The sequence below is a fragment of the Streptomyces afghaniensis genome (assembly GCF_044327915.1).
In the GTDB taxonomy this organism is placed as follows: Bacteria; Actinomycetota; Actinomycetes; order Streptomycetales; family Streptomycetaceae; genus Streptomyces; species Streptomyces afghaniensis.
Genome location: NZ_JBIRGJ010000002.1, coordinates 95,556 through 120,485, shown reverse-complemented (window position 1 = coordinate 120,485; position 24,930 = coordinate 95,556). Strand labels below are relative to the sequence as shown.

The 24,930-nt window shown below is 71.8% G+C and carries 24 protein-coding genes; 9 read left to right on the top strand and 15 right to left on the bottom strand.

All coding sequences use genetic code 11. The features are described from left to right. Nucleotides 1-149 precede the first annotated feature (149 nt). The 4 genes from ACH4G3_RS06810 to ACH4G3_RS06795 all read right to left on the bottom strand — a co-directional run bounded on the left by ACH4G3_RS06810 (nucleotide 150) and on the right by ACH4G3_RS06795 (nucleotide 5,139). Complete coding sequence (locus tag ACH4G3_RS06810; RefSeq protein ID WP_354735308.1) at nucleotides 150-602, bottom strand: DoxX family protein; 453 nt, start codon at nucleotides 600-602, stop codon at nucleotides 150-152. An 80-nt stretch (nucleotides 603-682) separates the two neighbouring features. Further along, nucleotides 683-2,596 carry an FAD/NAD(P)-binding protein gene (locus ACH4G3_RS06805; protein WP_397623491.1) on the bottom strand — a complete coding sequence of 638 codons (1,914 nt, stop codon included), beginning with the start codon at nucleotides 2,594-2,596 and terminating at the stop codon, nucleotides 683-685. A 182-nt stretch (nucleotides 2,597-2,778) separates the two neighbouring features. Continuing rightward, nucleotides 2,779-4,416 (bottom strand): alkaline phosphatase D family protein, encoded by a 1,638-nt coding sequence (locus ACH4G3_RS06800; RefSeq protein ID WP_397623490.1) that lies wholly within the window; start codon nucleotides 4,414-4,416, stop codon nucleotides 2,779-2,781. 78 nt (nucleotides 4,417-4,494) lie between these two features. Next, nucleotides 4,495-5,139, bottom strand: a complete 645-nt coding sequence (locus ACH4G3_RS06795) for an HNH endonuclease family protein (protein ID WP_397623489.1) — start codon at nucleotides 5,137-5,139, stop codon at nucleotides 4,495-4,497. 399 nt (nucleotides 5,140-5,538) lie between these two features. Between ACH4G3_RS06795 and ACH4G3_RS06790 the strand changes: the two genes are divergently transcribed. Together ACH4G3_RS06790 and ACH4G3_RS06785 are read left to right on the top strand one after the other, a co-directional pair. Next, complete coding sequence (locus tag ACH4G3_RS06790) at nucleotides 5,539-6,120, top strand: TMEM165/GDT1 family protein (protein WP_397623488.1); 582 nt, start codon at nucleotides 5,539-5,541, stop codon at nucleotides 6,118-6,120. Between the two features lie 184 nt (nucleotides 6,121-6,304). Then, nucleotides 6,305-6,964: an HAD-IA family hydrolase gene (locus ACH4G3_RS06785; RefSeq protein WP_397623487.1), complete on the top strand. Its 660-nt coding sequence runs from the start codon at nucleotides 6,305-6,307 to the stop codon at nucleotides 6,962-6,964. A gap of 46 nt (nucleotides 6,965-7,010) precedes the next feature. Here ACH4G3_RS06785 and cpt read toward each other — a convergent pair whose 3' ends face one another. Next, nucleotides 7,011-7,541 (bottom strand): chloramphenicol phosphotransferase CPT, encoded by a 531-nt coding sequence (gene cpt, locus ACH4G3_RS06780; protein WP_397623486.1) that lies wholly within the window; start codon nucleotides 7,539-7,541, stop codon nucleotides 7,011-7,013. 27 nt (nucleotides 7,542-7,568) lie between these two features. Continuing rightward, nucleotides 7,569-8,483: a peptidoglycan-binding domain-containing protein gene (locus ACH4G3_RS06775; RefSeq protein WP_397623485.1), complete on the bottom strand. Its 915-nt coding sequence runs from the start codon at nucleotides 8,481-8,483 to the stop codon at nucleotides 7,569-7,571. 1,612 nt (nucleotides 8,484-10,095) lie between these two features. Here ACH4G3_RS06775 and ACH4G3_RS06770 point away from each other — a divergent pair. Continuing rightward, complete coding sequence (locus ACH4G3_RS06770) at nucleotides 10,096-12,162, top strand: MDR family MFS transporter (protein ID WP_397623484.1); 2,067 nt, start codon at nucleotides 10,096-10,098, stop codon at nucleotides 12,160-12,162. A gap of 37 nt (nucleotides 12,163-12,199) precedes the next feature. Here the strand turns inward: ACH4G3_RS06770 and ACH4G3_RS06765 are convergent, their stop codons facing one another. After that, complete coding sequence (locus tag ACH4G3_RS06765; RefSeq protein ID WP_397623483.1) at nucleotides 12,200-12,691, bottom strand: GNAT family N-acetyltransferase; 492 nt, start codon at nucleotides 12,689-12,691, stop codon at nucleotides 12,200-12,202. 156 nt (nucleotides 12,692-12,847) lie between these two features. On the opposite strand from ACH4G3_RS06765, the gene ACH4G3_RS06760 reads away from it, so the two are divergent. Both ACH4G3_RS06760 and ACH4G3_RS06755 read left to right on the top strand, forming a co-directional pair. Further along, nucleotides 12,848-13,564 (top strand): hypothetical protein, encoded by a 717-nt coding sequence (locus tag ACH4G3_RS06760; RefSeq protein WP_397623482.1) that lies wholly within the window; start codon nucleotides 12,848-12,850, stop codon nucleotides 13,562-13,564. Between the two features lie 5 nt (nucleotides 13,565-13,569). Beyond that, on the top strand, nucleotides 13,570-14,139 hold the full coding sequence (locus ACH4G3_RS06755; protein ID WP_397623481.1) for a hypothetical protein: 570 nt from the start codon (nucleotides 13,570-13,572) through the stop codon (nucleotides 14,137-14,139). Between the two features lie 10 nt (nucleotides 14,140-14,149). On the opposite strand, the gene ACH4G3_RS06750 is transcribed toward ACH4G3_RS06755, so the two are convergent. Beyond that, the gene (locus ACH4G3_RS06750) at nucleotides 14,150-14,557 is read right to left on the bottom strand and encodes a DnaJ family domain-containing protein (RefSeq protein ID WP_397623480.1); all 408 of its coding nucleotides are present in this window, start codon (nucleotides 14,555-14,557) and stop codon (nucleotides 14,150-14,152) included. A gap of 88 nt (nucleotides 14,558-14,645) precedes the next feature. On the opposite strand from ACH4G3_RS06750, the gene ACH4G3_RS06745 reads away from it, so the two are divergent. Then, nucleotides 14,646-15,038, top strand: coding sequence for an FHA domain-containing protein (locus tag ACH4G3_RS06745; RefSeq protein WP_020270334.1), 393 nt, complete (start codon nucleotides 14,646-14,648; stop codon nucleotides 15,036-15,038). 9 nt (nucleotides 15,039-15,047) lie between these two features. Here the strand turns inward: ACH4G3_RS06745 and ACH4G3_RS06740 are convergent, their stop codons facing one another. Together ACH4G3_RS06740 and proP are read right to left on the bottom strand one after the other, a co-directional pair. Continuing rightward, nucleotides 15,048-15,719, bottom strand: coding sequence for an O-methyltransferase (locus ACH4G3_RS06740; protein ID WP_397623479.1), 672 nt, complete (start codon nucleotides 15,717-15,719; stop codon nucleotides 15,048-15,050). Nucleotides 15,720-15,823: 104 nt separating this feature from the next. Next, nucleotides 15,824-17,197: a glycine betaine/L-proline transporter ProP gene (proP, locus tag ACH4G3_RS06735; protein WP_397623478.1), complete on the bottom strand. Its 1,374-nt coding sequence runs from the start codon at nucleotides 17,195-17,197 to the stop codon at nucleotides 15,824-15,826. Nucleotides 17,198-17,483: 286 nt separating this feature from the next. Here proP and ACH4G3_RS06730 point away from each other — a divergent pair, with 286 nt between their 5' ends. Then, entirely contained in the window at nucleotides 17,484-19,535 is a 2,052-nt protein-coding gene (locus ACH4G3_RS06730; protein ID WP_397623477.1) for a bifunctional glycosyltransferase 87/phosphatase PAP2 family protein, read from the top strand. Here ACH4G3_RS06730 and ACH4G3_RS06725 read toward each other — a convergent pair. The 4 genes from ACH4G3_RS06725 to ACH4G3_RS06710 all read right to left on the bottom strand — a co-directional run bounded on the left by ACH4G3_RS06725 (nucleotide 19,490) and on the right by ACH4G3_RS06710 (nucleotide 22,609). Further along, nucleotides 19,490-20,134, bottom strand: a complete 645-nt coding sequence (locus ACH4G3_RS06725) for a response regulator transcription factor (RefSeq protein WP_354735278.1) — start codon at nucleotides 20,132-20,134, stop codon at nucleotides 19,490-19,492. The two genes, ACH4G3_RS06730 and ACH4G3_RS06725, sit on opposite strands and share 46 nt — an antisense overlap. Continuing rightward, entirely contained in the window at nucleotides 20,125-21,300 is a 1,176-nt protein-coding gene (locus tag ACH4G3_RS06720; RefSeq protein WP_397623476.1) for a sensor histidine kinase, read from the bottom strand. Before ACH4G3_RS06720 ends, ACH4G3_RS06725 begins: the two co-directional genes overlap by 10 nt. A 92-nt stretch (nucleotides 21,301-21,392) precedes the next feature. Then, nucleotides 21,393-22,055: a DedA family protein gene (locus ACH4G3_RS06715; RefSeq protein ID WP_397623475.1), complete on the bottom strand. Its 663-nt coding sequence runs from the start codon at nucleotides 22,053-22,055 to the stop codon at nucleotides 21,393-21,395. Between the two features lie 122 nt (nucleotides 22,056-22,177). Next, nucleotides 22,178-22,609 (bottom strand): ATP-binding protein, encoded by a 432-nt coding sequence (locus tag ACH4G3_RS06710; RefSeq protein ID WP_397623474.1) that lies wholly within the window; start codon nucleotides 22,607-22,609, stop codon nucleotides 22,178-22,180. 91 nt (nucleotides 22,610-22,700) lie between these two features. On the opposite strand from ACH4G3_RS06710, the gene ACH4G3_RS06705 reads away from it, so the two are divergent. Both ACH4G3_RS06705 and ACH4G3_RS06700 read left to right on the top strand, forming a co-directional pair. Then, nucleotides 22,701-23,528 carry a helix-turn-helix domain-containing protein gene (locus ACH4G3_RS06705; RefSeq protein ID WP_397623473.1) on the top strand — a complete coding sequence of 276 codons (828 nt, stop codon included), beginning with the start codon at nucleotides 22,701-22,703 and terminating at the stop codon, nucleotides 23,526-23,528. Continuing rightward, entirely contained in the window at nucleotides 23,509-23,694 is a 186-nt protein-coding gene (locus ACH4G3_RS06700) for a DUF397 domain-containing protein (RefSeq protein WP_397623472.1), read from the top strand. Before ACH4G3_RS06705 ends, ACH4G3_RS06700 begins: the two co-directional genes overlap by 20 nt. On the opposite strand, the gene ACH4G3_RS06695 is transcribed toward ACH4G3_RS06700, so the two are convergent. After that, a complete protein-coding gene (locus tag ACH4G3_RS06695) occupies nucleotides 23,678-24,847 on the bottom strand; it encodes a steroid 3-ketoacyl-CoA thiolase (RefSeq protein ID WP_397623471.1) in 1,170 nt (389 codons plus the stop codon). The two genes, ACH4G3_RS06700 and ACH4G3_RS06695, sit on opposite strands and share 17 nt — an antisense overlap. Nucleotides 24,848-24,930 lie beyond the last annotated feature (83 nt).

The following is a 24,930-nucleotide window of genomic DNA, read 5'->3' as shown; positions in this document are numbered from 1 at the left end:
CCGATGACAGCCATACAGCGTACGCCTGGGCGTGACGGGCGTTTCACGGGGGGTTCGGCACGGAAACTCTCCGCATGCGGCAAACAGAACGGCGCCTCCCCTCACACGAGGGGAGGCGCCGCTTCGCGCAGTGCGGTCCGAGCCGCGGCTCAGGCCGCCACCGGCGTCTGGTCCGTGGCCTGCCGGCCCTGCGCCGAGGTGCGCCTGGCCAGCAGCCGGTCCACGCCGAACGCGCCGGAACCGGTGAAGATCAGCAGGAACATGGACCAGCAGTACATGGCCGCGCCCTCGCCGCTGTTCTCGATCGGCCACAGGCCCTGCGGCTGGTGGACCTTGAAGTAGGCGTACGCCATCGCGCCGGAGGCTACGAACGCCGCGACGCGGGTGCCCAGGCCCAGCAGCACCAGGGTGCCGCCGACGAGTTCGATGACGGCCGCGTACCAGTTCGGCCAGGCACCGGTCGCCGCGGTGCCGCCCTTGCCGTCGACACCTCCGAGGACACCGAAGAGCGCGACGGCGCCGTGGCAGGCGAAGAGCAGGCCGATGACGATCCGGAACAGCCCGAGGGCGTACGGCTGCGCGCCATTGAGGCGTGCGGTCATGTGGGGGTCTCCTTCGGTCGGCCGGCCTGGGGACGGCCGGTCGGGGGACAGAACCGATGAGTAACCCACGTTAGGTGTGCCTAATTGATGCTTGCAAGTTCAACATTTGGCCACTGGTTCACCTGTGCTTGGGGATCGCTTTGTGTCGCAAGCGCACGTAGAGCGGCTCTCGCCACCGCGTCCGCGTCCGAAAGCATGACCGAATCCACACCCGGACGAGCCCCCGCCGCCGTCACCCAGTGCACGCCCTCCGTCGGTACACCGAAGGCGAACCGCCTGGTATGCGGGGCTCCCTGACGGTCTATCAGATGGTAGGGGCGTGGCGTCACATCCAACCCGCCTGTCCCATAACCGTCGACGGTGTGCGGACGGCACCCTCCGGTCCGCAGCAGCTCCGCCAGCAGTCCGTCGGCCGATTTCCGCAGGTCGGGTTCCGGCAGACGGGCCTCTATGAGGGTTCTCACACGGACGGCCGAACCCGGTACGTCCGGTGAGTGGGCCGCCCAGGCCCCGTCCGCCTCCGTCACCTTCAGGCGCGGCCCGAGCACTCGCACCACACCCGCCTCCACCAGGGCCGCCAGTTCCTCGATGCGGCGCCGGGGCGGGCCGATGGACAGGTAGGCGTTGAGCGGGGTGTACCAGCGGTCCAGGTGGTCCCGGCGGGAGGCGCCGGCGAGGCCGCCGTGGTCGACGATCAGCCGGAGTTCGTTGCGCAGGTCGCGCAGCACGTCGAGGGCCGCCTTCAGCGGGCCGCGCACATTGCCCAGGGCGGCCTGCGCGGCGTCCTCGCGCAGGTGCGACAGCAGCCAGTCACGCCACTCACCGGGGTGCGCGAAGTGCCGTCCGGCATACGGCCGGGAGATCCGCTCCCAGCACCAGCGGTCGGCGTCCGCCACGCCGAACTCGCCCAGCAGCACGGCCTCTTGCGGATCACCGTGCGGTACGGACAGGAAGTGGCCGGTGAACTCCCGGCACTGCCGCGCCGAGGCCCCCGCCCCCCGGAGCAGCGCGGTGCAGTACACCGTCTCCACCTCCTTCGCGACCAATGGCCATATCTCCGCCAGGAAGTCGGGCGCCTCCCCGGAGTCGGCGCGCTTGCGGAAGCCGGCGATCACCTCCGGTGTGAGGACCAGCGGGACGTGCCGGCCGTACGCCCCCTTCGCGTTGTCGCCGCGCGCCTGGTACGGGACGCCGCGCCGCGAACCGGCGTACAGCCGAGGTTCGCGGCCGGAGGGGAGATAGCGCAGCCCCTGGGCGTCCCGGACGAAACGGCCGCCGCGGCCGGTCGTCAGCAGGGCCGTGTGGTCGAAGAAGTTGAGGCCGAGGCCGCGCAGCAGCACGGGCTCGCCGGGCGGTATCGAGAACAGGTCGACGTCGGCCGGGTTGGCGGGCGGGACGTGACGCAGGCCGTGCTCTGCGGCGTGGGCCGCCAGGCGCCGCTGCACGGGGTCCGCGGCCGTCGGCAGGTGCCCCTGGGCCAGGACCACGGCGGACAAGCCGGTCAGGGTGCGGCCGTCGTCGAGGGTGAGGGCCTGGTGGCCGCCGGGGGTGTCGTCGAGCCGTACCGCGCGTGCCCGGTGCGTCTCGACGCGGACGGTCGCCGGCGCGTCCCGTACGACCTGCGCGAAGACCCACTCCAGGTAGCGGCCGTACTCCGCCCGGGTCGGGTACTCGTCCGGGCCGAGCGTGCCGCGCGCCCACTCGTGCAGGCTCGGGCCCGGACGGATCGGGCCCGAGCAGTCCACGCTGTCGTCGGTGAACAGGGTCACCTGGCAGGCCACGGTGTTCATCAGCAGCTCGGGAGACTGGTCGGTACGCCAGACGCGGCCGGGGCCCGGCGGGTCCGGGTCGATCACGTGGACCGTCAGCCGGGCTCCGGGCGGGAGGAGCTCCGGGGCGGAGGCGCAGAGGCGTTCCAGGACGCTGGTTCCGCGCGGGCCGGCACCGACCAGGGCGACGGAGAACAGTGCGGATTCTGCGGTCGACGCAGGCAAGGGTGGGACTCCCGGGCGTGTGGGGCGCGATCGGCGGTCCGTCGGTGGGGAAGCGGACGGTCCGCCTCATCATGCCGTCGCCGGGAGCGGGAACCGAGGCCCGTGGCGAAGGATTGACCTCGCTGTGGGGCGCGTCACGAGCATCACGGGCACAGGAGTAACAAACGGGCGGAACGGGCCGGTTACGGGGCAAGCTCGGAGTCCAGGAGCGTCGTCAGGCGCGGCCCCTTCCCCTCCCGCGTCCGTGCCTGCTCCAGCCGCAGCCGCGCCGAACGGCCGCGCAGGGTCAGCGTCATGAGCTGGTTGCCGAACCAGGGGCCGCCCGTCTTGCGCCAGCCCACCGGCGGCCGGGGGAGGCGTCCGTGCCGGGCGAGACCGCGGCCCAGCCCGCGCGCCACCGCGCTCCAGCCGATGCGGAAGGCCATCCGGATCGATGTGGGGACGGAGTTGTGGACGGGCGAGCAGACGAGCTGCAGCACCCGGGCGTCGGGGCCCTCGCCGGGCCACGAGGGCTCGGCGATGTAGGCGTGGTGCACGTCCCCGGACAGCACGCACACCGTCGCCGGGGCGTCCCGTCCCGAGCCGGCCTCGGCGATCAGCTCCGCCAGGCCGGCGAACGACTCGGGGAAGGCCGACCAGTGCTCCAGGTCCGCGGCCCGCCGCACCTTCTCCCCGAACCGCGCCCAGCGCTCGCCCCGTTCGCCCCGGCACAGCGCCGCGTTCCAGCCCTCGGCGTCGTGCACGAGATGCGGCAGCAGCCAGGGCAGCGAGGTGCCGAGGAGGAGGTGGTCGTACGACCCGGGATTCTCCAGGACCTGCTCGCGCAGCCAGGCCTCCTCGCCCGGGTCGAGCATGGAGCGGCTGTCCTCGGCGAGGACCCGGGCGGCCCGGCTGTCGACCATCAGGACGCGTACGCGCCCGAAGTCGCGCCGGTAGCTCCAGCGGGCCGTGGCCGCGTCGGCGTCGGCCCGGGCGGCGAAGGTGCGCAGCACGTCGGTGCCGTCGGGGACCTTGCGGACGCCCTCGTACACCGGGTCGGCCGCCAGCTCCGCCGGCGAGAGGTTCCCCAGGTGCTGGTGGACCCAGTACGACATCAGACCGCTCAGCAGCCGCTCCCGCCACCAGTCGGTGGCCCGCATGTCGGCGAGCCAGGCGGCGGAGGTGTTCCAGTCGTCGATGACGTCGTGGTCGTCGAAGATCATGAAACTGGGCACGGTGGACAGCAGCCAGCGGATGCGGGGGTCGAGCCACGACTCGTAGTAGAGGTGCGTGTATTCCTCGTAGTCCGCGACCCCGTTGCCCGGCGGTTCGTCCAGGTCGCGGCGGGCCGCCAGCCAGCGCTGCGTCGTTTCCGAGGTCTCGTCGGCGTACACCTGGTCGCCGAGCAGCAGCAGGACGTCGGGCCGCTCGCCCTCCGGGTCGGCCACGAGCCGGGTGGCCAGCGCGTCCAGGGCGTCCGGGCCCACGGGGTCGTGCCCGCCGGCCGGTGGGGCGGCCCAGCGGCAGGAGCCGAAGGCGACGCGGAAGCCGCCCTCGCCGCCCGGGGCGTGGATCGCCGAGGGCGGGAAGGGGGATTCGGGCAGCGGCCACACGCGGGTGCCGTCGAGGAAGACCTCGTACGTCGTGGCCGTACCGGCGGTGAGTCCCGTCACCGGGATCAGCGCGTAGTGGTGGCCCGCGACCTGGAAGGTCGGGGCCGTGCCGCCGGCGCCGTCGGCGCAGCGCACCGTGGCCGTGCACGGACGGCTCGTCTCGACCCATACGGTCGCGGACGCGCCGTCGATGTATCTCAGCAGCGGTCCGAGCCGCAGTCCGGCCATCGCCGATCCCCTCTCCGTCGCCCCGTACGGTACGGAACGACGGAGGTCAGCGGGGAGGTTCCGACACAGAATCGTGGGTCAGCAGTTCGCGAGGTAGTTCTGGAGCGCGGACTTCTCCGCCGAGTCGACCGAGAGGCCGTAGTAGTACTTCACCTGGACCCAGGCACGGACGTAGGTGCAGCGGTACGTCGTCCGGGAGGGCATCCAGGTGGCCGGGTCCTGGTCGCCCTTGGCCTGGTTGACGTTGTCGGTGACCGCGATGAGCTGCGGGCGGGTCAGGTCGTTGGCGAAGGACTGGCGGCGGGAGGTCGTCCAGGAGTCGGCGCCGGAGTCCCAGGCCTCGGCCAGCGGGACCAGGTGGTCGATGTCGACGTCGGACGCGGCGGACCAGGTGGCGCCGTCGTAGACGGAGTACCAGCTGCCGCTGGTCGCGGCGCACGAGGAGTCCTGGACGACGTTCGTGCCGTCGCGCTTGAGGACGACCTCGCGGGTGTTGCAGGCGCCGGACTGGGTGATCCAGTGCGGGAAGAGGTCGCGGTTGTAGCCGGTGCGGTCCTCGGTGGCCACGGTGAGCGAGGCGAGGTAGGTGCGGGCGGTGGCGCCGCTGACGGGGGTGGGGAGGGCGGCGGAGGCGGCCGGGCCGTTGAGAAGCCCGGCCGAGGCTATGAGACCGGTGAGGCCCGCGAGTATGCTGAGCCGTCGACGCGCGTAGAACTTCGGCATGCGAACTCCCTGGTGGGGTGGGGGCGTTGGGCTGCGAGCGAGGGAATGCTCGTCGCGCCGTGTTGCGGGGAGGTGTGCGCCCGGTGAGAAGTTAGTGACGTGTTCATGACATGACAAGGTTCACGGCGGAACTTTTCGCTCCAGGGGTGTCGCGTACCATGGACGGCGCAGAAGGGGAGTAGCTCTTCGCCGGACCGTCGACATACTGCTCAGCTCGTCTGAGCCGGCGCCCGGAGGCAGGTCCTTTCACGGCCCCGCCAGCGAGACCTTCGGCAAGCAGTGCACGCCCGTGCCCCACGGCACGGGTGCCGAGTGTGCTGCCGTGCCGAGGTGTCGCGTCGAAAATTTTCGACAGGTTCAGCACTCTCGGTGGGGCAGCCCCGACCGATAGAGGAACCCTTGATCAGCCTGACCGTGACGGCCGTCGTCTTCGGCGTCGTCTTTCTCGCCGAACTGCCGGACAAGACCGCCCTGGCCGGCCTCGTCCTCGGCACCCGCTATCGCGCCTCCTACGTCTTCGCCGGTGTCGCCGCCGCGTTCGCGCTGCACGTCGCGCTCGCCGTCGCGGCCGGCAGTGTGCTGACGCTGCTGCCGCAGCAGATCGTGCAGGCGCTGACGGGTGTGCTCTTCCTGGGCGGGGCCGCGGTTCTGCTGCTGAAGAAGGGCGAGGACGAGGAGGAGGTCCGCAAGCCGGAGAACCAGTCCTTCTGGAAGGTCTCGGGCGCGGGCTTCATGCTCATCCTGGTCGCCGAGTTCGGCGATCTCACGCAGATCATGACCGCGAACCTGGCCGCCCGCTACGACGATCCGCTCTCCGTCGGCCTGGGCGCGGTGCTCGCGCTGTGGGCGGTGGCCGGGATCGGCATCGTCGGCGGAAAGGCGCTGATGAAGAAGGTGCCGCTGCGGCTGATCACGCAGGTCGCGGCGCTGGTGATGCTGGCTCTCGGGGTGTGGAGCCTGTGGGAGGCCGTGACCGGATGAGCCGGGGCGAGCTGAACGGCGGGTGAACGTCTGCGGGAGGCCCTGGCCGATCCGGGAATTGTTTTGTACCGTGGAGAAACAAAGTGGCTCCCGCCCGTTTTCCCTGACCGGCGGGCGGGGCCGCCTTGTCCCTCCCGGGGGCTGTCGTGCGCCCTCGTCCGCGCCCTGAGCCTTGGAGCTGCCGATGACGGCCACCGCCGTGCTCACCGCCCGCGCCCTCCTGCTGGACATGGACGGCACCCTCGTCAACTCCGACGCCTCGGTCGAACGCGTCTGGCGGCGCTGGTCCGAGCGGCACGGGCTCGACCCGGACGAGGTCATGAAGGTCGTCCACGGACGGCAGGGATACGCGTCGATGGCGCTGTTGCTGCCCGGCCGGCCGATGGAGCAGAACCACGTGGACAACGCCCGGATGCTCGCCGAGGAAACGGCCGACACCGAGGGTGTCGTCCCGATACCCGGGGCGCCGGAGTTCCTCGCCTCGCTGCGGGGGCTGCCGCACGCGCTCGTGACCTCCGCCGACGTTCCGCTGTCGACGGCGCGGATGGCCGCGGCCGGGCTGGAACTGCCCGAGGTGCGGGTGACCGCGGAGTCCGTCGGGGCGAGCAAGCCCGACCCGGAGGGCTTTCTGAAGGGTGCCGCCGAGCTGGGTGTGGCGCCTGAGGACTGTGTGGTGTTCGAGGACTCCGGGGCCGGGATCGCGGCCGGGCGCGCCGCCGGGATGACGGTTGTCGGGGTCGGGTCCCGGGCCGCCTTCCACGAGCCGGACGTGGTGGTGGACGACCTCACGCGGGTGCGCGTGGAGGCTCTGACGGACGGGACGATCCGGCTGCACATCGGGTGAGGAACGCGCCTCAAGTGTCGGACGAGCGGCGTCGTCGTCCGGTCGGTCAGACGTGGGCGGCGATGGTGCGCGCGCACGCCAGGGACTCGGTGTGTGTGGTGTCCACCTCCAGGTCGTAGCTCACGCCCTCGTGCACGACGTGTGCCTGTGCCGCGGCCATGCCCCGGACGCGGTCGCCTCGGGCGATCTCACGCCCCTCGGCGACCGCGCTGTCGCACCTGACGCCGACCCACAGCACGTCGAGTCCGGCCAGGGCCTGCTGCCAGCGTTCCCGGGAGTGCGGTCCGCCGAGGAAGACGTCGTCGACGATGATCCTGGCGCCGGCGCGGGCCATCGCGGCGATGCCCTCGGTCCAGGCCGCGTCCAGTGCGCGGAACTCCGCGCCCACGCTCACCCCGCCGTCCGCCGTGAAGGTGATCCCTCCCTCCGAGCCCCGCATCCTCGCGGGCAGCGCCTCGACGAACGAGTCGACGCCGAAGGCCAGCCACGGGTCCGGCAGCACCTCTTGCAGGCACCGTACGATCCCGGACTTGCCCGAGCTCGAACCGCCGTTGAGAACGATCACCTGTGTGGTCACGGCGTCAGAGTAGGGCGGCCGGGACGGTCATGGCTTCTTGGTTTCCGACTCCAGCTTCGCCCGCGTCTCCCGGTCGTAGACACCGAGGTCGTCGGTCTGGATGCCGCGTGACCACTGGTAATTGCGGACGGCCTCCTCGAGCCGGCTGTCGTAGTCGCCGTCGGGGTCCTCGCCGTACAGGTACAACTGGCGCAGCCGGAGCTGGAGTTCGGTGACCTCCGGCCCGCGGTCGCCGAGGCGCAGGACGGTGGGGCCCTCGTTCTGGCGGGAGTTGTCCGGGGGCGCGTTCTCCGGGCCGGTGGCCGTGGCCGACGGCTGGGGCGCCGACGGGGTGGCCGACTTCGACGGACTGGGCGAGGCGCTCGGCGTGGTCGGCGACGGGGAGGCCGACGGGCTCCGGGTGGCCGACGGCGACGGCGGCGGTGCCGCGGGGGCCGGCGGCGTGGCCTGTGCGCTCCCCGCCGGGGGTGTGGACGCCGCGCTGCTCGACGGAGCGTCCGGCACGCTCGCCCGGAGGTCGTCCGGCAGCGCGGTGTCCCGGGACGGCGCCTCGTAGGAGAACAGCCCGCTCGCGTACCCGGCCGCGGCCACGACGGCGACACAGGCCCCGGCGGCCACACCGAGCAGCGCGCCCCGCCGCCGGCGCCGGGGCCGCGACCCGGGCTCGTCTGATCCCGGCCTGCCCCGGTCCGCCCGCCCGCTGCCGTCGAAAAGCCGCAGGTCGGTGACGCTGGGCTCGGTCGGGGCGGGGGCCAGGGGGGTCGGGAGCGGGGTGGTGGCGGGTGCGGCGGGCAGCCCGGCGCTGCCCGGCGGGGCCGGGGAAGCCGACGGCCCGGTGGGGCCAGGCGTGGCCGGGGTCACCGGCAGCACGGTGGTGTCCGCCGCGACCGGGGTTACCGGCAGCACGGTGGTCGCGTCCGGGTCGACAGGGCGCAGGGGCATGGTCGTGTCGGCGGGGGAGGGCGGTGGCGCGGCACCTTCGGCGGGCGGGGTTTGCCCGGTGGGCGTCACCGGCCGTCGCGGGGTGCCTTCGGCCGCCTGAGCGAAGCCGTCCGTGCGCAGGGGCTCCGCAGGGCGGGTCCGGGGCGGTCGCGGGGCGCCGTCAGTCGTCTGCCCCGGGGGTCGCCGCCGGGTGCCTTCGGTCGCCTGTGCTGAGGCTGGGGCCTGCGAGCTGTCCGTGGGCGACGGCCCGCCGTCCGTGGGCGTTCGCCGCGGGGTGCCGTCGGTCGCCCGGGCGGGGTGCTCGGGGGCCGAGGTCGTTGCGTGCGAGGGTGCGTACGGGCCGTCCGCGCGGGTGGGTCGTGGGGCGTCTTCGGCCGTCGGGGCAGGCGACGTCCGGGCGTGTGCGTGGGCGCCGGAGTGGTTCGCCGGGGACGGTTGTGCGGGGTCGTCGGTGTGCCGGGGCTTCGTCGGGTGGGTCTGGGGCGGTCGCGGGGTGTCGCCGGCCGTCTGCCCCGGGGTTCGCCGCGGGGTGCCTTCGGTTGCCCGGGCGGGGCGCTCGGGGGCCGAGGCCGTTGCGTGGGAGGGTGCGGACGGGCCGTCCGCGCGGGTGGGTCGTGGGGTGTCTTCGGTCGCCCGGGCAGGCGACGTCCGGGCGTGTGCGTGGGCGCCGGAGTGGTTCGCCGGGGACGGCTGTGCGGGGGCGTCGGTGTGCCGGGGCTTCGTCGGGTGGGCCTGGGGCGGTCGCGGGGTGTCGCCGGCCGTCTGTCCCGAGGTCCGCCGCTGGGTGCCTTCGGTTGCCCGCGCGGGCTCCGTGGGTGAGGGCGGGCTGTCCGTGTGCGTTCGCCGCGGGGTGCCTTCGGGCGCCCTGGTGGGGTGCTCAGGGCCCGAGCCCTTCGCGTGCCAGAGCGTGGTCGGAACGTCCGCACGGGTGCGTTGTGGGGCGTCTTCGCCGGAGTGGTTCGCCGGGGACGGTTGTGCGGGGTCGTCGGTGTGCCGGGGCTTCGTCGGGTGGGCCTGGGGCGGACGCGGGGTGTCGTCGGCTGTGCGCCCAGGGGCTCGGCGCGGGGCGCCTTCGGCCGCCCGCGCCGGTGTCTCGCCGTGTGAGGACTCCGCGGGCGTGGGCGGGCCGGCCGCGCGGTTTCGCATGGCGCCTTCGGCTGCCCGCGTGGCGGCGTCGGTGCGTGTGGGCGAGGCCGCCGCAGAGGGGGCGCCTGGGACGCGCTCGTCCTCAGAGGGCTCCGAAGCCGTTTCCGGCGTGAGCTCGACGTACGGGCGGATGCGGAGTGGGTCGAAGTCCTCCGCCGCTGCCGCCTCCGTCGTGCGGGCGTTGCGGAGGGCCTCCGCGGCGCGGTGGGTGCAGGTGCAGGACGGGGTGTTGTCCGGCTGTCTGGGCGTGCCGCACTCCGGGCACGGGTGGCCGTTCGGCTGTTCCACGCGTTCCTCCCTCCCCTCGCGAACTCCAGCTCCCCTCGCGAACTCCAGAGATTATCCAGATCTTCTCCACAGCGTGGACGGCCAGCTCCCGGAATGAAAGCTTCCAAAAGGACTCGGCGGGCCATACCGCGTCACACCGGTCACGATGGAAAATGTCACAGGACCCTCGGGAGGTCTCATGGCCGGGCATGCGCACGTCACGAAGGCATCGGACCAGGGAGCCGCCGTCCAGGAGCAGGTGCCCGGGAACGTCCTGGTCTCCATCGGCGCCCTGCTCCTCGGGATGCTGCTCGCCGCCCTCGACCAGACCATCGTGTCGACCGCGCTGCCCACCATCGTCAGCGACCTCGGCGGCATGGACCACCTGTCCTGGGTGGTCACCGCCTACCTGCTGGCCGCGACCGCCGCGACCCCGCTGTGGGGCAAACTCGGCGACCAGTACGGCCGGAAGCGGCTGTTCCAGACGGCGATCGTGATCTTTCTCATCGGCTCCGCGCTGTGCGGTGCGGCGCAGGACATGACCCAGCTCATCGTCTTCCGGGCCGTGCAGGGCCTCGGCGGCGGCGGGCTGATGGTGTTGTCGATGGCCGTCGTCGGGGATCTCGTGCCGCCTCGTGAACGCGGGCGCTACCAGGGGCTGTTCGGTGCCGTGTTCGGCGCGACCAGTGTGCTCGGGCCGCTGCTCGGCGGACTGTTCACCCAGCACGCGAGCTGGCGTTGGGTGTTCTACGTCAATCTGCCCGTCGGGGTCGTCGCGCTCGCCGTGATCGCGGCCGTGCTGCACATTCCGCGCCGGACACAGCGGCACGTCATCGACTACCTCGGCACGTTCCTCATCGCGGCCGTCGCCACCTGCCTGGTGCTCGTCGCCTCCCTCGGGGGCACGACCTGGGGGTGGGGATCCGCGCAGATCGTCGCGCTCGCGGTGCTGGGCGTCGTCCTCGCCGTCGCCTTCGTGGCCGTCGAGCGGCGGGCCGCCGAACCCGTCCTGCCGCTGAAGCTCTTCCGCGTCCGCACCTTCACCCTCGCCGCCGTGATCAGCCTCGTCGTCGGCTTCGCCATGTTCGGCGCGATGACCTACCTGCCGACGTTCCTCCAGGTCGTGCAGGGCATCAGCCCGACCATGTCCGGTGTGCACATGCTGCCGATGGTGCTGGGACTGCTGCTGGCCTCCACGGCCTCCGGGCAGATCGTCAGCCGGACCGGCCGCTGGAAGGTGTTCCCGATCGCCGGCACCGGCGTCACCACCCTCGGGCTGCTCCTGCTCCACCAGCTCGACGAGCACAGCTCCACCGCCGAGCTGAGCGGCTTCTTCTTCGTCTTCGGACTCGGCCTCGGCCTGGTGATGCAGGTCCTCGTGCTCATCGTGCAGAACGCCGTCCCGTACGAGGACCTGGGCGTCGCCACCTCCGGCGCCACCTTCTTCCGCTCCATCGGAGCCTCGTTCGGCGTGGCCGTCTTCGGCACGGTCTTCGCGGGCCGGCTCGGCGACCAGCTCACGGACGCCCTCCGGGGGACCCCGCTGCCGCCCGGAGTCTCCGTGGGCACGCTGGAGGCCGACCCGCGCGGCATCGCCGCCCTGCCGCCCGGCCTGCGCCCGCCGGCCCTGCACGCGTACTCCGTGGCCATCACGGACGTCTTCCTGTACGCCGCCCCGGTCGCGCTCCTCGGCTTCGTGCTGGCCTGGTTCCTGAAGGAGGACCGGCTGCGCGGCTCGGTCACCGCGCCCGACGTCACGGAGACCCTGGCCAGCAACCCCGTCGAGCGGTCCTCGTACGACGAGGTGTGCCGTGCGCTGTCGGTGCTCGGCACCCGCGCGGGGCGGCGCGAGATCTACCGGGAGATCACCGCCCGGGCGGGCTACGACCTGCTGCCCGCGGCGAGCTGGATGCTGCTGCGGATCAGGCGGTACGGCTCGGTGGAGCCGGCCGTGCTGGCCGAGCGGGTGCCGGTGTCGCTGCCCGTGATCATGGAGGCCGCACGCCAGGTCGAGGAGCGCAGACTCGCCGTGCGCACCGGCCTCGACATGGTCCTGACCGACCGGGGACGCGAGGTCGCCGAGCGGCTGGCACGGGTCCGTGAGGAGTCCCTGGCCGAGCTGCTCGGCGACTGGTGGGGGCCGGACCGGCCGACCGATCTGGTCCAACTCGTGCGGGAGTTGAACGGCGAACTGTGCGGCTCGCGGCGGGAGCGGCCGGACGCCGAGCGCGCGTATGCCGGGCGGCCGGCCGAGCGGGTGGGCTGAGAAAGGCGAGGACGCTGGTTCAGGCGAGAACGCTGGTTCAGGCGAGGTGCTTGGTGAACCAGTGCTCGGCGTACTCGTCGTCGTTGTGCGGCTCGGTCTCCTCGTAGCCGAGCCGGGCGTACAGGGCGCGGGCCTCGACGAGGTCGCCGCGGGTGTCGAGGATCATCCGCCGGGCACCGAGCGCGCGGGCGGCGTCCTCGGCGGCCCGGACGAGCAGCGCGGCACCGCCCTTGCCGCGCAGCGACTCGTGCAGGAAGACCCGCTTGAGCTCGGCGGTCGTGCCGTCCAGCAGCCGTACGCCCGCGGTGCCGGCCGGCTCACCGCCGTACCGGGCGACCAGCAACTGCCCGCGAGGTGGCGCGAGATCGGCCCCCGGCTCCTTGGCGATCTCCCGTTCCAGCTCGTCCGGGTCGGTCCGGCGCCCCTCGTGCAGCAGGTACCAGCGGTCGCTGACCTCGGTGTAGTAAGCCCGCCACAGGGCGGCGGCGACGGGGGAGTCGTACGGTTCCGGGGCCACGGTCCAGGTCATGACCGGCATTCTCCGCTGGGGCCACAGCGGGTCCGCAACCCGATAACCCCGGGCGTGCCGGGCCCGGGCGCCGTTTGGGGCCCTGCTTCCGGGCTACCCGGTCGGCGAACCGGCTCGCGAGGAGAGCCGGTTGGGCCGAGAACCCGGAAGGCATTCATGTCCACTGGCCTGATCATTGCTCTGATCGTGATCGCGGCGGTCGTCGTCATCATCGCGGCCGCCATGACCCTGCGCGCCCGAGGGGCTCGGCGCGGCCCGAGCCTGAAGCGGCGCTTCGGACCCGAGTACGACCTGGCCGTCGCCCGGCACGACGGTGACGCCAAGGCCGCCGAACGCGAGCTGGCCGAGCGCGTGGAGCGCCACGGTGAGCTGCGTGAACGCGCGCTGGAGCCGGCGCAGCGCGAGCAGTACGAGGCGCGCTGGACGGCCGCTCAGGAGCGGTTCGTCGACTCGCCGCGGGAGGCGGTCGCCGAGGCGGACCGGCTGCTCGCCGAGCTCGCCGGTGCCCGCGGCTTCCCGGACGGCGGGCAGTACGAGGAACAGCTCGCCGCGCTGTCCGTGCACCACGCCCACCACGTGGACGGCTACCGGCGCGTGCACCGCGCGGCGCACCTGCGCGCGGACGACGCCCGGGACGGCGGCACCGGTACGGAAGACATGCGTGAGGCCATGGTGGCGGCCCGCGCCCTGTTCGAGGAGCTGGTGCGGCCGGCCCGCCACGACGGCGGAGACCACGTCGCCGGCCCGCACCTGGGCGGACGCCACGAGGGCGGACGGCACAAGGCCGGGCTGAACGGCGGCCGCAAGGCCACCGCCGGCCGCGGCGGGCACATGCCGTGGGCGATGCACCGACGTCAGGCGAAGGAGAGTTGAGATCGATGTCCGACATGACCCGACCGCCCGGCGACGAGACCCCCGACGTCCGCCGCTCGCCCGTCGGCCCTGACGCCCGCGGCGCGTCCGTCGGCCCTGAGGCTCGCGGCTCGTCCGTCGGCCCTGAGGCTCGCGGCGCGTCCGTCGGCCCTGAGGCTCGCGGCGCGTCCGTCGGCCCCGACGCCCGTGGTGAGACCGCCCTGGGCACCGGCCACGGCACGACGCCGCACCAGGGCCACGCCGGCACGCCCGGCACCCACGCGGACCGTGGCGCAGCGCAGGACACGCACCTGCTCCCGCACGACGAGTCCGACAAACTCGTCTCGCAGTTGCACCACGCCGTCGCCGAGTTCGTCGACGCGCCCCGGGCCGCCGTCGAGGAGGCCGACCACGTGCTGGAGGAGATCGCGGCCCGGTTCACCGAGGCCGTGACCCAGCGCCGCCGCACCCTGCGCCACTCCTGGCAGTCGGTGGAGGGCGGCGAGGGCAAGCCCGTGTCGAGCGGCGACACCGAGCAGCTCCGGCTGGCCCTGAAGGACTACCGGGAGCTGGCGGAACGGCTGCTGCACGTGTGAGCTGACCCGTTCACCGGCCCGCCCGGCGCTCCCGCCATTGCCGTACGACGTCCTCGACGTCGTACGGCTTCTTACCGAGCGGGGGCCCGGGCGGCGGCTTGAACATCATGTCGCGGATCTTGTCGTTGATCTCGCCGATGATCTTCCTGACGGCCTGCTCCGAGGGAGCCGCGTACGCGGCCAGGAGCGCGTCCTCCGCCTCCTTGCGCAGCGCCAGTGTCGGCGGCAGGACCGACAGGCCCTCGCGGGCCATCTTCCGCTTGACCCACCACAGTTCGTCGTAGGTGGCGTCCACATCGGCCGGCAGCGGTTTGCCCGCCCCCGGCAGCCGCTCGAACTCCCCGCGTGTCTCCGCGTCACGGATCTGCTTGTCGACCCAGGACTCGAAGTCGACGCCGGGTGGCTTTCGCTCGGTCATGAACCCATTGTGCCGGACACCGCGCAGCCGGGCGTTCTATCATGCGGCGGGCTTGCAGTCCCACCAGGACGTCTCAGGAGGAGCGCACGTGCTCGAACTCACCATGGCCGCCGTCTCCGCGGCGGAGGAGGGTGCCACGGCCGGCATGCTCATGGCCGACGCGCCCAGCGAGCCGGGCGCCGTGCTGCGGGTGGGCCGCGACAAATCGGTGTGCCGGCTCTCCACGCCGGACGACTGGCTGTTCGTCTCCCGCGTCCACCTGGAGTTCCTGTGCGGGCCCGACGGGACCTGGCAGCTGACCTGGCTGCGCGGTTCCCAGCCCGACCCGTCCTCCGAAGTACGGCTCACGGTGGGGGAGTACGCCCAGCCCCTCGCCTACGGCGGCACCGTCCCGCTGCCCAGGGGCGGCAGCGGCGAGGTCATCGTCCAGGACCGCACCGCCCCGCGCAGCGTCAACGTCGGTTTCTTCCACGAGGTGTGACGCCGGGGGTCAGGCCAGCACCCGCGCCAGCGCGAACCCGTCGTACCCCTTCATACCGACCGTCTGGATCGCCGTGCCGCTCAACCGCGGGTGGCTGCCGATCAGTTCGATCGCGGCGCGGGTGCCCGTCACGTCCGGTGCCGTGCTCGCCGCGTCGGTCACGCGGCCGCCGCGGACGACGTTGTCGAGGACGATCAGGCTGCCCGTGCTGGTGAGCTTCACGGCCCACTCCACGTAGTGCGGGTTGTTGGCCTTGTCGGCGTCGATGAAGACCAGGTCGAAGGGGGGCGGGTTCTCGTCGGCCAGCTTGGGCAGCGACTCCAGGGCCGGACCCACCCGGACCTCGACGAGCTTGTCCAGGCCCGCGCGGGCGATGTTGCGGACGGCGACCTCGGCGTGCCTGGGGTCGTACTCCAGGGAGACCAGCCGTCCGTCGGCGGGCAGGGCGCGGCCCAGCCAGATGGTGCTGTAGCCGCCGAGCGTGCCGATCTCCAGGATGTGGCGGGCGCCCTGGATCTGGGCCAGGAGCTGGAGGAGCTTGCCCTGGTTGCCCGCGACGTTGATGTGCGGAAGCCCGGCGGCGTCGCTGTCGCGCAGGGCGGCCGCCAGGGCTTCGTCGTCCGGGGCGAGGTGGGCGGTGAAGTAGGCGTCGACCTCGTCCCAGACGTGCGACTCGCTCATGCACCTCTACCTTTCGTACGCATAGTTAGCATCCCTAACTACTGGCGTGACGAAGATACGTGGTGCATCGCTTCGCTGTCAGGGGGATTTCCCCCCGGCGTGTCTCAGCCCGTCACGGAGGGCGCCGAGCCCGGCAGCGGACGCCCGGCCGACTCCGCCATGCGCCACACGGCGAAACCGCCGATGACGGCCGCGGCCATCATGTAGTACGCGGGCATCATCATGTTCCCGGTGGCGCCGATCAGGGCCGTGACCACCAGCGGCGTCGTGCCGCCGAACAGGGACACGGAGACGTTGAAGCCGATGGACAGGGAGCCGTAGCGGACCTTCGTCGGGAACAGCGCCGGGAGCGCCGAGGGCATGGCCGCCGTGAAGCAGACCAGCAGCAGGCCGAGGGCGCCCATGCCGAGCGCGACCGCGAGCAGGCTGCCCTCGCGGATCAGCAGCAGGGCCGGGACGGACAGCAGCAGGAAGCCCGCGCAGCCGGTGGCGATCACCGGGCGGCGGCCGACGCGGTCGGTCAGCGCGCCGGCGAACGGCTGGACGATCATCATCAGGGCCATCACGCCCAGGACGACGAGCAGGCCGTGCGTCTCGTCGTAGTGGAGCTGACCGGTCAGGTAGCTCGGCATGTACGACAGCAGCATGTAGTCGGTGACGTTGAAGACCAGCACCAGGCCGACGCAGAGCAGCAGCGCGCGCCACTGGCCGGTGATCATCTCGCGCAGCGGCACCTTGGGCCGGTTGGTCTCGGCCTTCTCGACCTCGGCCGCGAACGCGGGGGTCTCCTCCAGTCGCAGTCGCAGGTAGAGGCCGATGATGCCCATCGGGCCGGCGATCAGGAACGGGATGCGCCAGCCCCAGGAGGTCAGGTCGTCGGCGGACAGCAGGGCCGTCATCACCGTGACCAGGCCGGCGCCGCCGATGTAGCCGGCGAGCGTGCCGAACTCCAGCCAGCTGCCGAGGAAGCCGCGCCGCTTGTCGGGGGCGTACTCGGCGATGAAGGTGGACGCGCCCGCGTACTCACCGCCGGTGGAGAAGCCCTGCACCAGGCGGGCCACCAGCAGCAGGACCGGCGCGCCGACACCGATCGTCGCGTACGACGGGATCAGACCGATCGCGAAGGTGCCCGCGGCCATCATGATCATGGTGAGGGCGAGGACCTTCTGGCGGCCGACGCGGTCGCCGAGCGGGCCGAAGACCATGCCGCCGAGCGGGCGGACCAGGAAGGCCGCCGCGAAGGCGCCGAACGTGGAGAGCAGCTGTGCGGTGGGGTTGCCCGAGGGGAAGAAGACCTTGCCCAGCGTGACCGCGATGTAGCTGTAGACACCGAAGTCGAACCATTCCATCGCGTTGCCCAGCGCCGCCGCCTTCACGGCGCGCTTGACGAGCGCGGGGTCGGTGACGGTGGTGCCCGGGGTTTTCGCTGCGCGGCTCTTCAGGCCGGACGCGGGAGCGACGACTGAGACAGTCGACAAGACTCGCTCGCCTACCTTTCGACGGGGACAGGGACGCGGTCCGCGCGGCGGCGCTGTCGTACGGGCCGAAAAGCGACGATAGGCGACGAAAAGCCCTTTACGGGCGGTAGGCCTTTCGTTGCAGGATGCATCTAAACACCGGCTATGCAGGCACGTATGCCCGGCCGGGAGCGGTTCCCACGAGATCTTGATGTGATCCTTCTCGCGTCACGAGAGGCAACCACCCGCCCCGCGCACTATCGTCAACCGGACGAAGCGGGCGTAACGGGTAGAAGGCCTACGAGGCGTGACGAATGCGGAGCGCAGCGGACGACCGACGGAAGCCTTCGGAGCGACAGCCGTCGGCCGGACCCGCACACGCCTGCGCGTGGCCTGTCTGGGGCTGTGGCTGATTGTCGCCGCCCTCGCCGCACGGCAGGTGACCGTCGTTCTCGGCACACCGCGCGGCGAGCGGCTGACGGATCTGGCGACCTGGGTCGGGCCGAACGGCGTCCTGCACGTGAACGGCTCCCTCTACGACTCGACCCGTTTCACCGGTACCCCCTTCGGCGGGCTCGCCCTCAAACCCCTCACCCGTTCGGCCGAACAGGCCCTCGGCTGGGGCTGGACCTTCGGCACGCTGCTGCTGGTCGTCGCCCTCGGCCTGATCGCCGCCCGCGCCCTGCCCCAGCCCATCGGCCGCCGCACGGCCCTCCTGGCCGCCCCCGTCGCCATCGGCCTGCTCATGCTGTCCCTGCCGGTCCGCAACACCCTGTGGCTCGGCCAGACCAGCATCATCCCGGTCCTGCTCGTCCTGCTGGGCTGCTTCACCGCCCGGGGCCAGCGGACCAGCGGCCTTCTCATCGGCGTCGCGGCAGCGCTCCAGCCCACCCTGCTGCTCTTCACGCCCCTGCTGTGGTGCACCGGCCGCAGACGCGCCGCGCTCTCCGCCGGCGTCACCTTCGCCGCCTGCACCGGGCTGGCCTGGACGGTGCTGCCGCACGACTCCTACCGCTACTGGGTCCACCACATGGCGGGCGTCGGCCTCGGCGGCCCGGCCGACGACCTCGCCAACCAGTCCCTGCACGGCGCCCTGCTGCGGCTCGGCCTGACCGGCCCCCTGGAGGTCGCGCTCTTCCTGACGCTCGGCGCGGCCGTCGCCGCCCTGGCCCTGCGCCGCGCCGTGCGCTGCTTCGGCGACGGCCAGCTCCTCCTCGCCGTCGCGATCACCGGTTGCGCCGCGATCGCCGTCTCGCCCACGGCCTGGCAGCACCAGCTGCTGTGGGTGCTGCTCGCGGTCGTCGGCCGGGCCGGCAGACGCGCCTCGGACCGGTACGTCTGGCCGGTCACCGTCATCCTGGTCATGACCCTGCCGACCAGGATGCTGCTGCCGGACATGCAGGCGCTGGACCCGCTGCGCACCAACCTCGTCCTGCTCGCCGCCGTCGCCGCCGCCACGGCCGTGCCGTTCCTCTCCCGCACCTCCCCGCACTACCAGTCACCGCTGCCGACCGAGTACGCCCCCGCCGTACCGGCCCGCTTCAGGCACGTCCCGCTCGTGCCCTTCCTGCGCCGGGTCCTCACCAGGCCGAACCTCCTCCTGGAGCTCCTCCTCATCCGGGTCACCTACGCCGCCTACGCCCGGGTCCGGCTCGCCGCGACCGGCGGGAGCAACTCGGCGGGCCGGGCCGAGGCCGAGGAGAACGGCCGGCAGATCCTCGGCCTGGAACGGGCCCTGCACATCGACATCGAGCACTGGGCCAACCGCACCGTCGTCACGATCGACCGGCTGCGGGACTTCTTCGACTACTACTACACGTCGATGCACTTCATCGTCCCGCTGAGCGTCCTCGCCGTCCTGTACTGGCGCCGCCCGGCCGACTACCGCTGGGCCCGCTCAGCCCTGGGCTTCGCCACCCTGCTCGCCCTGGTCGGCTTCTGGCTCTACCCGCTGGCCCCGCCCCGTCTGATGCCGACGCTCGGCTTCGTCGACACCGTCCACGGCGTCCAGGACTTCTCCCAGCCCGACTACGGCACGCTCACGTCCCTGACCAACCAGTACGCGGCGATGCCGTCGCTGCACTTCGGCTGGTCGCTGTGGTGCGGTGTCGTCATCGCCGTCCTGACGCGCCGCTGGTGGGTCAAGGCCCTGGGGATGCTGCACCCGCTGCTCACCGCTTCCTCGATCGTCACGACCGGGAACCACTGGGTGCTGGACGCGGCCGGGGGAGCGGTGGTCGTGGGCGCGGGCTTCGCGCTGACGTACGTGCTGTCGGGGCCCCGGGCGCCCACGGCCCGCCCGCGGCGGGAGCCCTACGACTCCAGATACCTCAGGACCGCCAGGATCCGCCGGCTGTAACCGGTGGTGTGCGACAGCTCCAGCTTGTCGAAGATCATGTTGAGGTTCTTCTCCACCGAGCTCAGGGAGATGTGCAGCTTGTGCGCGATCGCCGTGTTGGTGTGGCCCTGGGCGAGGGCTTCCAGGACACTGCGTTCGCGGGGTGTGAGGCGGGTCAGCGGATCTCCGTGCGTCGTGCGGATGACCAGCTGGCGCACCACCTCGGGATCGAGGGCCGCACCGCCCGCATGGATGCGTTCCAACGCGTCCAGGAACTCCTCGACCTGAGCGACCCGGTCCTTCAGGAGGTATCCCACCCGTTCCGCGCTGGAGGCCAGCAGCTGCGCCGCATAGTTGCGCTCGATGTGCTGAGACAGCAGCAGTACGCCGACCTCCGGCCACCGCTCGCGGATCTCCAGCGCCGCACGCAGCCCCTCGTCGGTGTGCGTCGGAGGCATCCGGATGTCGAGGACGACGACGTCGGGTCGCCGCAGGGCCATCTCCTCGGGCAGAGAGCCGGCGTCACCGAACGCGCCCAGAATCTCGTGGCCCTCTTCGGCGAGGAGCCGGACCAGCCCCTCGCGCAGCAGGGTCGAGTCCTCGGCGATCATCAGGCGCATGGCAGCTCCGCGGTGATGGTGGTGGGGCCCCCTTCGGGGCTGTCGACGCGCAGGATGCCATCCAGCGCGGCCACCCGGCCGTGCAGCCCGCTCAGCCCGCTGCCCGAAGGGTTCGCGCCGCCCTTGCCGTTGTCCTGGACCTGCACCGCGAGCACGCCGCCACGCAGCACCACCCGCACCGAGACGGCCGTGGCACGGGAGTGCTTGGCCGCGTTGGTCACGGCCTCCGACACCACGAAGTACGCAGCGGTCTCCACTGGCTGCGGCAGGTCGCCACCGACCTCGAACTCCGTGCGGACGGGGATGGCGCACCGCTCGGACACACCGCCCAGCGCCTCCTCGAGTCCCAAGCTGTCCAGCGCCGAGGGATAGACACGCCAGGCCACTTCGCGCAGCTCTGCGAGGATGTCCTGGGCCTCCTGGTGCGCTTGGCGCACCAGTGCGCCCGCGCGCTCGGTGTCGCCGCGCCCCCGGCGGGCACGGCCGAGCAACATGGCTAGTGCCACCACACGCTGCTGGATCCCGTCATGCAGATCCCGCTCGATGCGCCGGCGTTCGGCGTCCACGGCCCGTACGACGGCCGCCCGGCTGGCGGCCAGTTCGCGGACGCGCTGCCGCAGCAGCTCCTGCTCGGAGGGGCCGAAGCACTCATGGGCCATCCGCGCGTCCAGCTCGGCGAGCGAGTGCAGCCCTTGCAGGTCGAGGAAGAGCAGCACCCCGCCGAGGACCACCTGCCCCGTCACGTCGTGCCAGCGGAGGCTTCCCTGGAGCATGCCCCTCATGAGCACTCCCGCCAGCACGACACCGAAGGCGAGCAGGGCGACGACGACACTGCACACCAGCCCCGCGAGCGAGCGGACCGCCAGATAGCGCAGGAGCCTCTGGCCGGACACGTCGTAGTGCTCGGGGAAGCGGTCGCCGAAGAAGGCGGACCGGCGAGCTCGCTCCAGGACCGCCAACCGGCGGACTCCGGCCATGAGGACGTCGAGGGCGCCGGCCCGGGTGAGCGGCCACAGCAGAAAGGGGCCGAGGGCGGTGCCGACAGCGAGGAAGTAAAGGAAGCCGAGCAGAGCCGTGGCGCAGCCGAGGAGCGTACCGATGCTCCGACTCGGCCAGGAGGGTGGCCGGATGGGCGTGACGTCGTCCTCGCCGGAGTCCCCCTGCACGGGCACCGAGCGTAGTGCGGCCGCGCATACGGAGCAAGATCGCTCAGGTGGTGCGGGAGGCGCGACCCTCGTGGGGGAGTGCCTGTGCCGGGTCATGAAGTGCGGCGGTGCCGGGGATGGTTGCGGCCACGCAGCCGTACGGCCACGTACGCCAGGAGGGCGACGACCACCAGGACCAGTACCCCCTTGGACAGGACCCCGACGTAGGTCTCCACGACCTCCCACTGGTCCCCCAACCAGTAACCGGCCATCACCAGCACGGAGTTCCAGATCAGGCTGCCGAGCGTGGTCAGCATGACGAACAGGGGCAGGGGCATGCGCTCCACCCCGGCGGGGACGGAGATGAGGCTGCGGAAGATCGGCACCATGCGGCCGAGGAAGACCGCCTTGGTGCCGTGCCTCTCGAACCACCGCTCTGTGCGCTCCAGGTCGGAAGCCTTCACCAGGGGCAGCTTCGCCCAGATCGCACGCATGCGTTCACGGCCGAAGAGCATGCCGATCCAGTAGAGGACCACGGCCCCCGCAACCGAGCCGAGCGTGGTCCAGAACAGCGCTGAGGCCAGGGTGAGAACCCCTTGCCCGGCGGCGAACCCGGTCAGCGGGAGGATCACCTCGCTCGGCAGCGGTGGGAAGAGGTTCTCCAGCGCGATGGCCAGGCCGGCTCCTGGACCACCCATGGTGTCGACGAGATCGGCGGCCCAGCCCGCGATGCCGTCGGCGGGTTCCTGCGGCAGAGCCATGGATGTGAGGTGCACGTGGGTCTCCAAGCTGGCGGGGTCGGGCGCCCGGGGCAAGCGCCCCGACTTCCCTTCAAGCTAGAAACCACAGGTCAACGGCGGTATGAGGATTGCCGTGCGGTCCAGTACGGTTTTCCGCACTACTCACCCTGCGGAAAACCGCACTCCTGAGTGACGGACTCGGCCCCGCATTCGAACCACACGGTCTTGCCGCCCCCGCGCCACGGCGACACGCCCCACTTGTCGGCCATCGCGTCGAGCAGGAGCAGCCCCCGGCCGCCCTCGGCCTCCGGCTCCGGCCGGGCCGGGGAGACGGGCAGTTGATCACTGCCGTCCGTCACCTCGACCCGCACCCCGGCCGGCTGCCGCAGCAACAGCAGCGCGCAGCGGCGGTCCGGGACGTGCTGTACGACGTTCGCCAGCAACTCGGTCACGCCCAGCTCGACGGCGTCCGACAGCTCGGGCATGCGCCACTCTTCGAGGAAGGAGCGGACGATACGGCGGACGTGGCGGGGGGCGTGTTCACCGACGGTGAGGCGCATCGTGTACTGGGCGGGAATGTATTCGTTCACGGGACGAGGCTGACGTGCCGTGACTACTCTGGGCTACGGAACGGATACAACCGGTCCGGTGGTGGACCGAGTTGCGTGAGAGGGGCTCTGCGTGACCAACATCAACGCCCTTGACCCGGGTGCTTCTCCGCTCGATTACTACGGCTACGAGCTGCGGCGGCACAGGGAGGCGGCGGGCCTGACGCTGAAGCAGCTCGGGGGAATCCTCAACTACACCGGCTCGTTGGTGGGCCAGATCGAGACAGCACGGAAGGTTCCGACGCCGGAGTTCAGTGAACGGGCCGATGCGGCGCTGGGCACGGACGGCTTGTTCTCCCGGCTGGTCGAACTGGTGCTGCGCAGTCGGCTCCCGGCCTGGTTCCAGCAGGTGGCCGAGCTGGAGATGCGGGCAACTGAGGTCTGCTCCTTCCAGACGCACATGATTCTCGGGCTGCTTCAGACCCAGGGATACGCGCAGGCTGTGCTCGGCGCGCTTGACCGGAGCGACCTCGAAGACCGCACGGCAGTCCGCCTGGCTCGTCAACGCGTCTTCGAGAAGGGGGATGCGCCGGTCTTCTGGGCTGTCCTCAGCGAGGCCGCGCTGCACTTGGAGATCGGTGGCCCGGAGGTCATGCGTGAGCAACTGGCCCACCTGTTGTCGTTCGAGGACAACCCCCGGATCAACATCCAGGTGCTGCCGTTCTCGGTCGGTGCTCACGCGGGACTGCAAGGCTCGTTCGACGTCTACCGTTTTACGAGCGACCCCACCATCGTCTACACGGAGGGGTACGGCAGCGGGCATCCGACCGCGAACCCGGACACCGTCAGGGAGTGTTCGCTCCGTTACGATCACCTCCGGGCCGCCGCGCTTTCCCTCACCGACTCGGCGGAGCTCATCCGGCGCGTAATGGAGGATCGCTATGGAGATGCAGTGGCGTAAGTCGACGTACAGCGGCGACCAGGGCGGCCAGTGCCTCGAAGTCGCACATACTCCGGAGGCCGCTGTGGCAATACGCGACTCAAAGAACCCGGCGGGACCGATCCTCACGCTCGACCCCGCCACGTTCACCACGTTCATCAACTGGACGACTACAACCGCTGAATGATCGTGCCGGTGGCCAAACCGCCCCCCGCACACATCGTGATCAGCGCGAACTCCTTGTCCGCGCGCTCCAGTTCGTGAAGTGCCGTCGTGATGAGCCGGGCCCCGGTGGCCCCCACCGGGTGCCCGAGCGCGATCGCGCCGCCGTTCACGTTCACCTTCTCCAGGTCCTGCTCGAATACCCGCGCCCAGCTCAGTACGACGGACGCGAACGCCTCGTTGATCTCCACGAGGTCGATGTCCTTCAGGGACATCCCGGCCTTGCCCAGCACGGCCTTGGTCGCGTCGATCGGCCCGTCGAGATGGAAGTGGGGGTCGGCGCCCACCAGGGCCTGGGCCACGATCCGGGCCCGGGGGCGCAGCTTCAGGGCGCGAGCCATCCTCTTCGACGCCCACATGATCGCCGCCGCCCCGTCGGAGATCTGCGACGAGTTGCCGGCCGTATGGACCGCCGTCGGCATGATCGGCTTCAGCGCGGCCAGTCCGTCCGCCGTCGTGTCGCGCAGGCCCTCGTCCTTGTCGACCAGGCGCCACATGCCCTGCCCGGCGTGCTGCTCCTCCTCGGTCGTCGGGACCTGGACCGCGAACGTCTCTCGTTTGAAGCGCTCCTCCGCCCAGGCGTGGGCGGCCCGCTCCTGGGAGGCGAGGCCCAGGGCGTCGACGTCCTCGCGGGTCAGGCCGCGGTGACGGGCGATGCGCTCGGCGGCCTCGAACTGGTTGGGCAGGTCGACGTTCCACTCGTCGGGGAACGGCTTGCCCGGCCCGTGCTTCGAGCCCGACCCGAGCGGCACCCGGGACATCGACTCCACCCCGCAGGAGATGCCGACGTCGATCACGCCCGTGGCGACCATGTTGGCCAGCATGTGGGAGGCCTGCTGGGAGGACCCGCACTGCGCGTCCACGGTCGTCGCGGCCGTCTCGTAGGGGAGCCCCATCGTGAGCCAGGCCGTGCGCGCGGGGTTCATGGACTGCTCGCCGGCGTGAGTGACCGTACCGCCGACGATCTGCTCGACGCAGTCGGCCGGGATACCGGTGCGGCCGAGGAGTTCGCGGTACGTCTCGCCCAGGAGGTAGGCGGGGTGCAGGTTGGCGAGCGCGCCGCCGCGCTTGCCGATGGGGGTGCGTACGGCTTCGACGATCACGGGTTCGGCAGCCATGGGTGCGGGTCCTCTCCGGGAGGCTACGCGGAACTAGTACGCGTTCTAGTTCTGCCTGCAGTGTGCTGAGGGCTGCTCACCGA

Coding starts and splice junctions, on each gene's coding strand:
- ACH4G3_RS06765 (WP_397623483.1), bottom strand. CDS start 12,691: ATGACCTGGACCGTGGCCCCGGAACCGTACGACTCCCCCGTCGCCGCC.
- ACH4G3_RS06695 (WP_397623471.1), bottom strand. CDS start 24,847: ATGGCTGCCGAACCCGTGATCGTCGAAGCCGTACGCACCCCCATCGGC.
- ACH4G3_RS06810 (WP_354735308.1), bottom strand. CDS start 602: ATGACCGCACGCCTCAATGGCGCGCAGCCGTACGCCCTCGGGCTGTTC.
- ACH4G3_RS06740 (WP_397623479.1), bottom strand. CDS start 15,719: ATGAGCGAGTCGCACGTCTGGGACGAGGTCGACGCCTACTTCACCGCC.
- ACH4G3_RS06770 (WP_397623484.1), top strand. CDS start 10,096: ATGGCCGGGCATGCGCACGTCACGAAGGCATCGGACCAGGGAGCCGCC.
- ACH4G3_RS06725 (WP_354735278.1), bottom strand. CDS start 20,134: ATGCGCCTGATGATCGCCGAGGACTCGACCCTGCTGCGCGAGGGGCTG.
- ACH4G3_RS06750 (WP_397623480.1), bottom strand. CDS start 14,557: ATGACCGAGCGAAAGCCACCCGGCGTCGACTTCGAGTCCTGGGTCGAC.
- ACH4G3_RS06785 (WP_397623487.1), top strand. CDS start 6,305: ATGACGGCCACCGCCGTGCTCACCGCCCGCGCCCTCCTGCTGGACATG.
- ACH4G3_RS06800 (WP_397623490.1), bottom strand. CDS start 4,416: ATGGCCGGACTGCGGCTCGGACCGCTGCTGAGATACATCGACGGCGCG.
- ACH4G3_RS06775 (WP_397623485.1), bottom strand. CDS start 8,483: ATGCCCCTGCGCCCTGTCGACCCGGACGCGACCACCGTGCTGCCGGTA.
- ACH4G3_RS06795 (WP_397623489.1), bottom strand. CDS start 5,139: ATGCCGAAGTTCTACGCGCGTCGACGGCTCAGCATACTCGCGGGCCTC.
- ACH4G3_RS06760 (WP_397623482.1), top strand. CDS start 12,848: ATGTCCACTGGCCTGATCATTGCTCTGATCGTGATCGCGGCGGTCGTC.
- ACH4G3_RS06700 (WP_397623472.1), top strand. CDS start 23,509: ATGGAGATGCAGTGGCGTAAGTCGACGTACAGCGGCGACCAGGGCGGC.
- ACH4G3_RS06755 (WP_397623481.1), top strand. CDS start 13,570: ATGTCCGACATGACCCGACCGCCCGGCGACGAGACCCCCGACGTCCGC.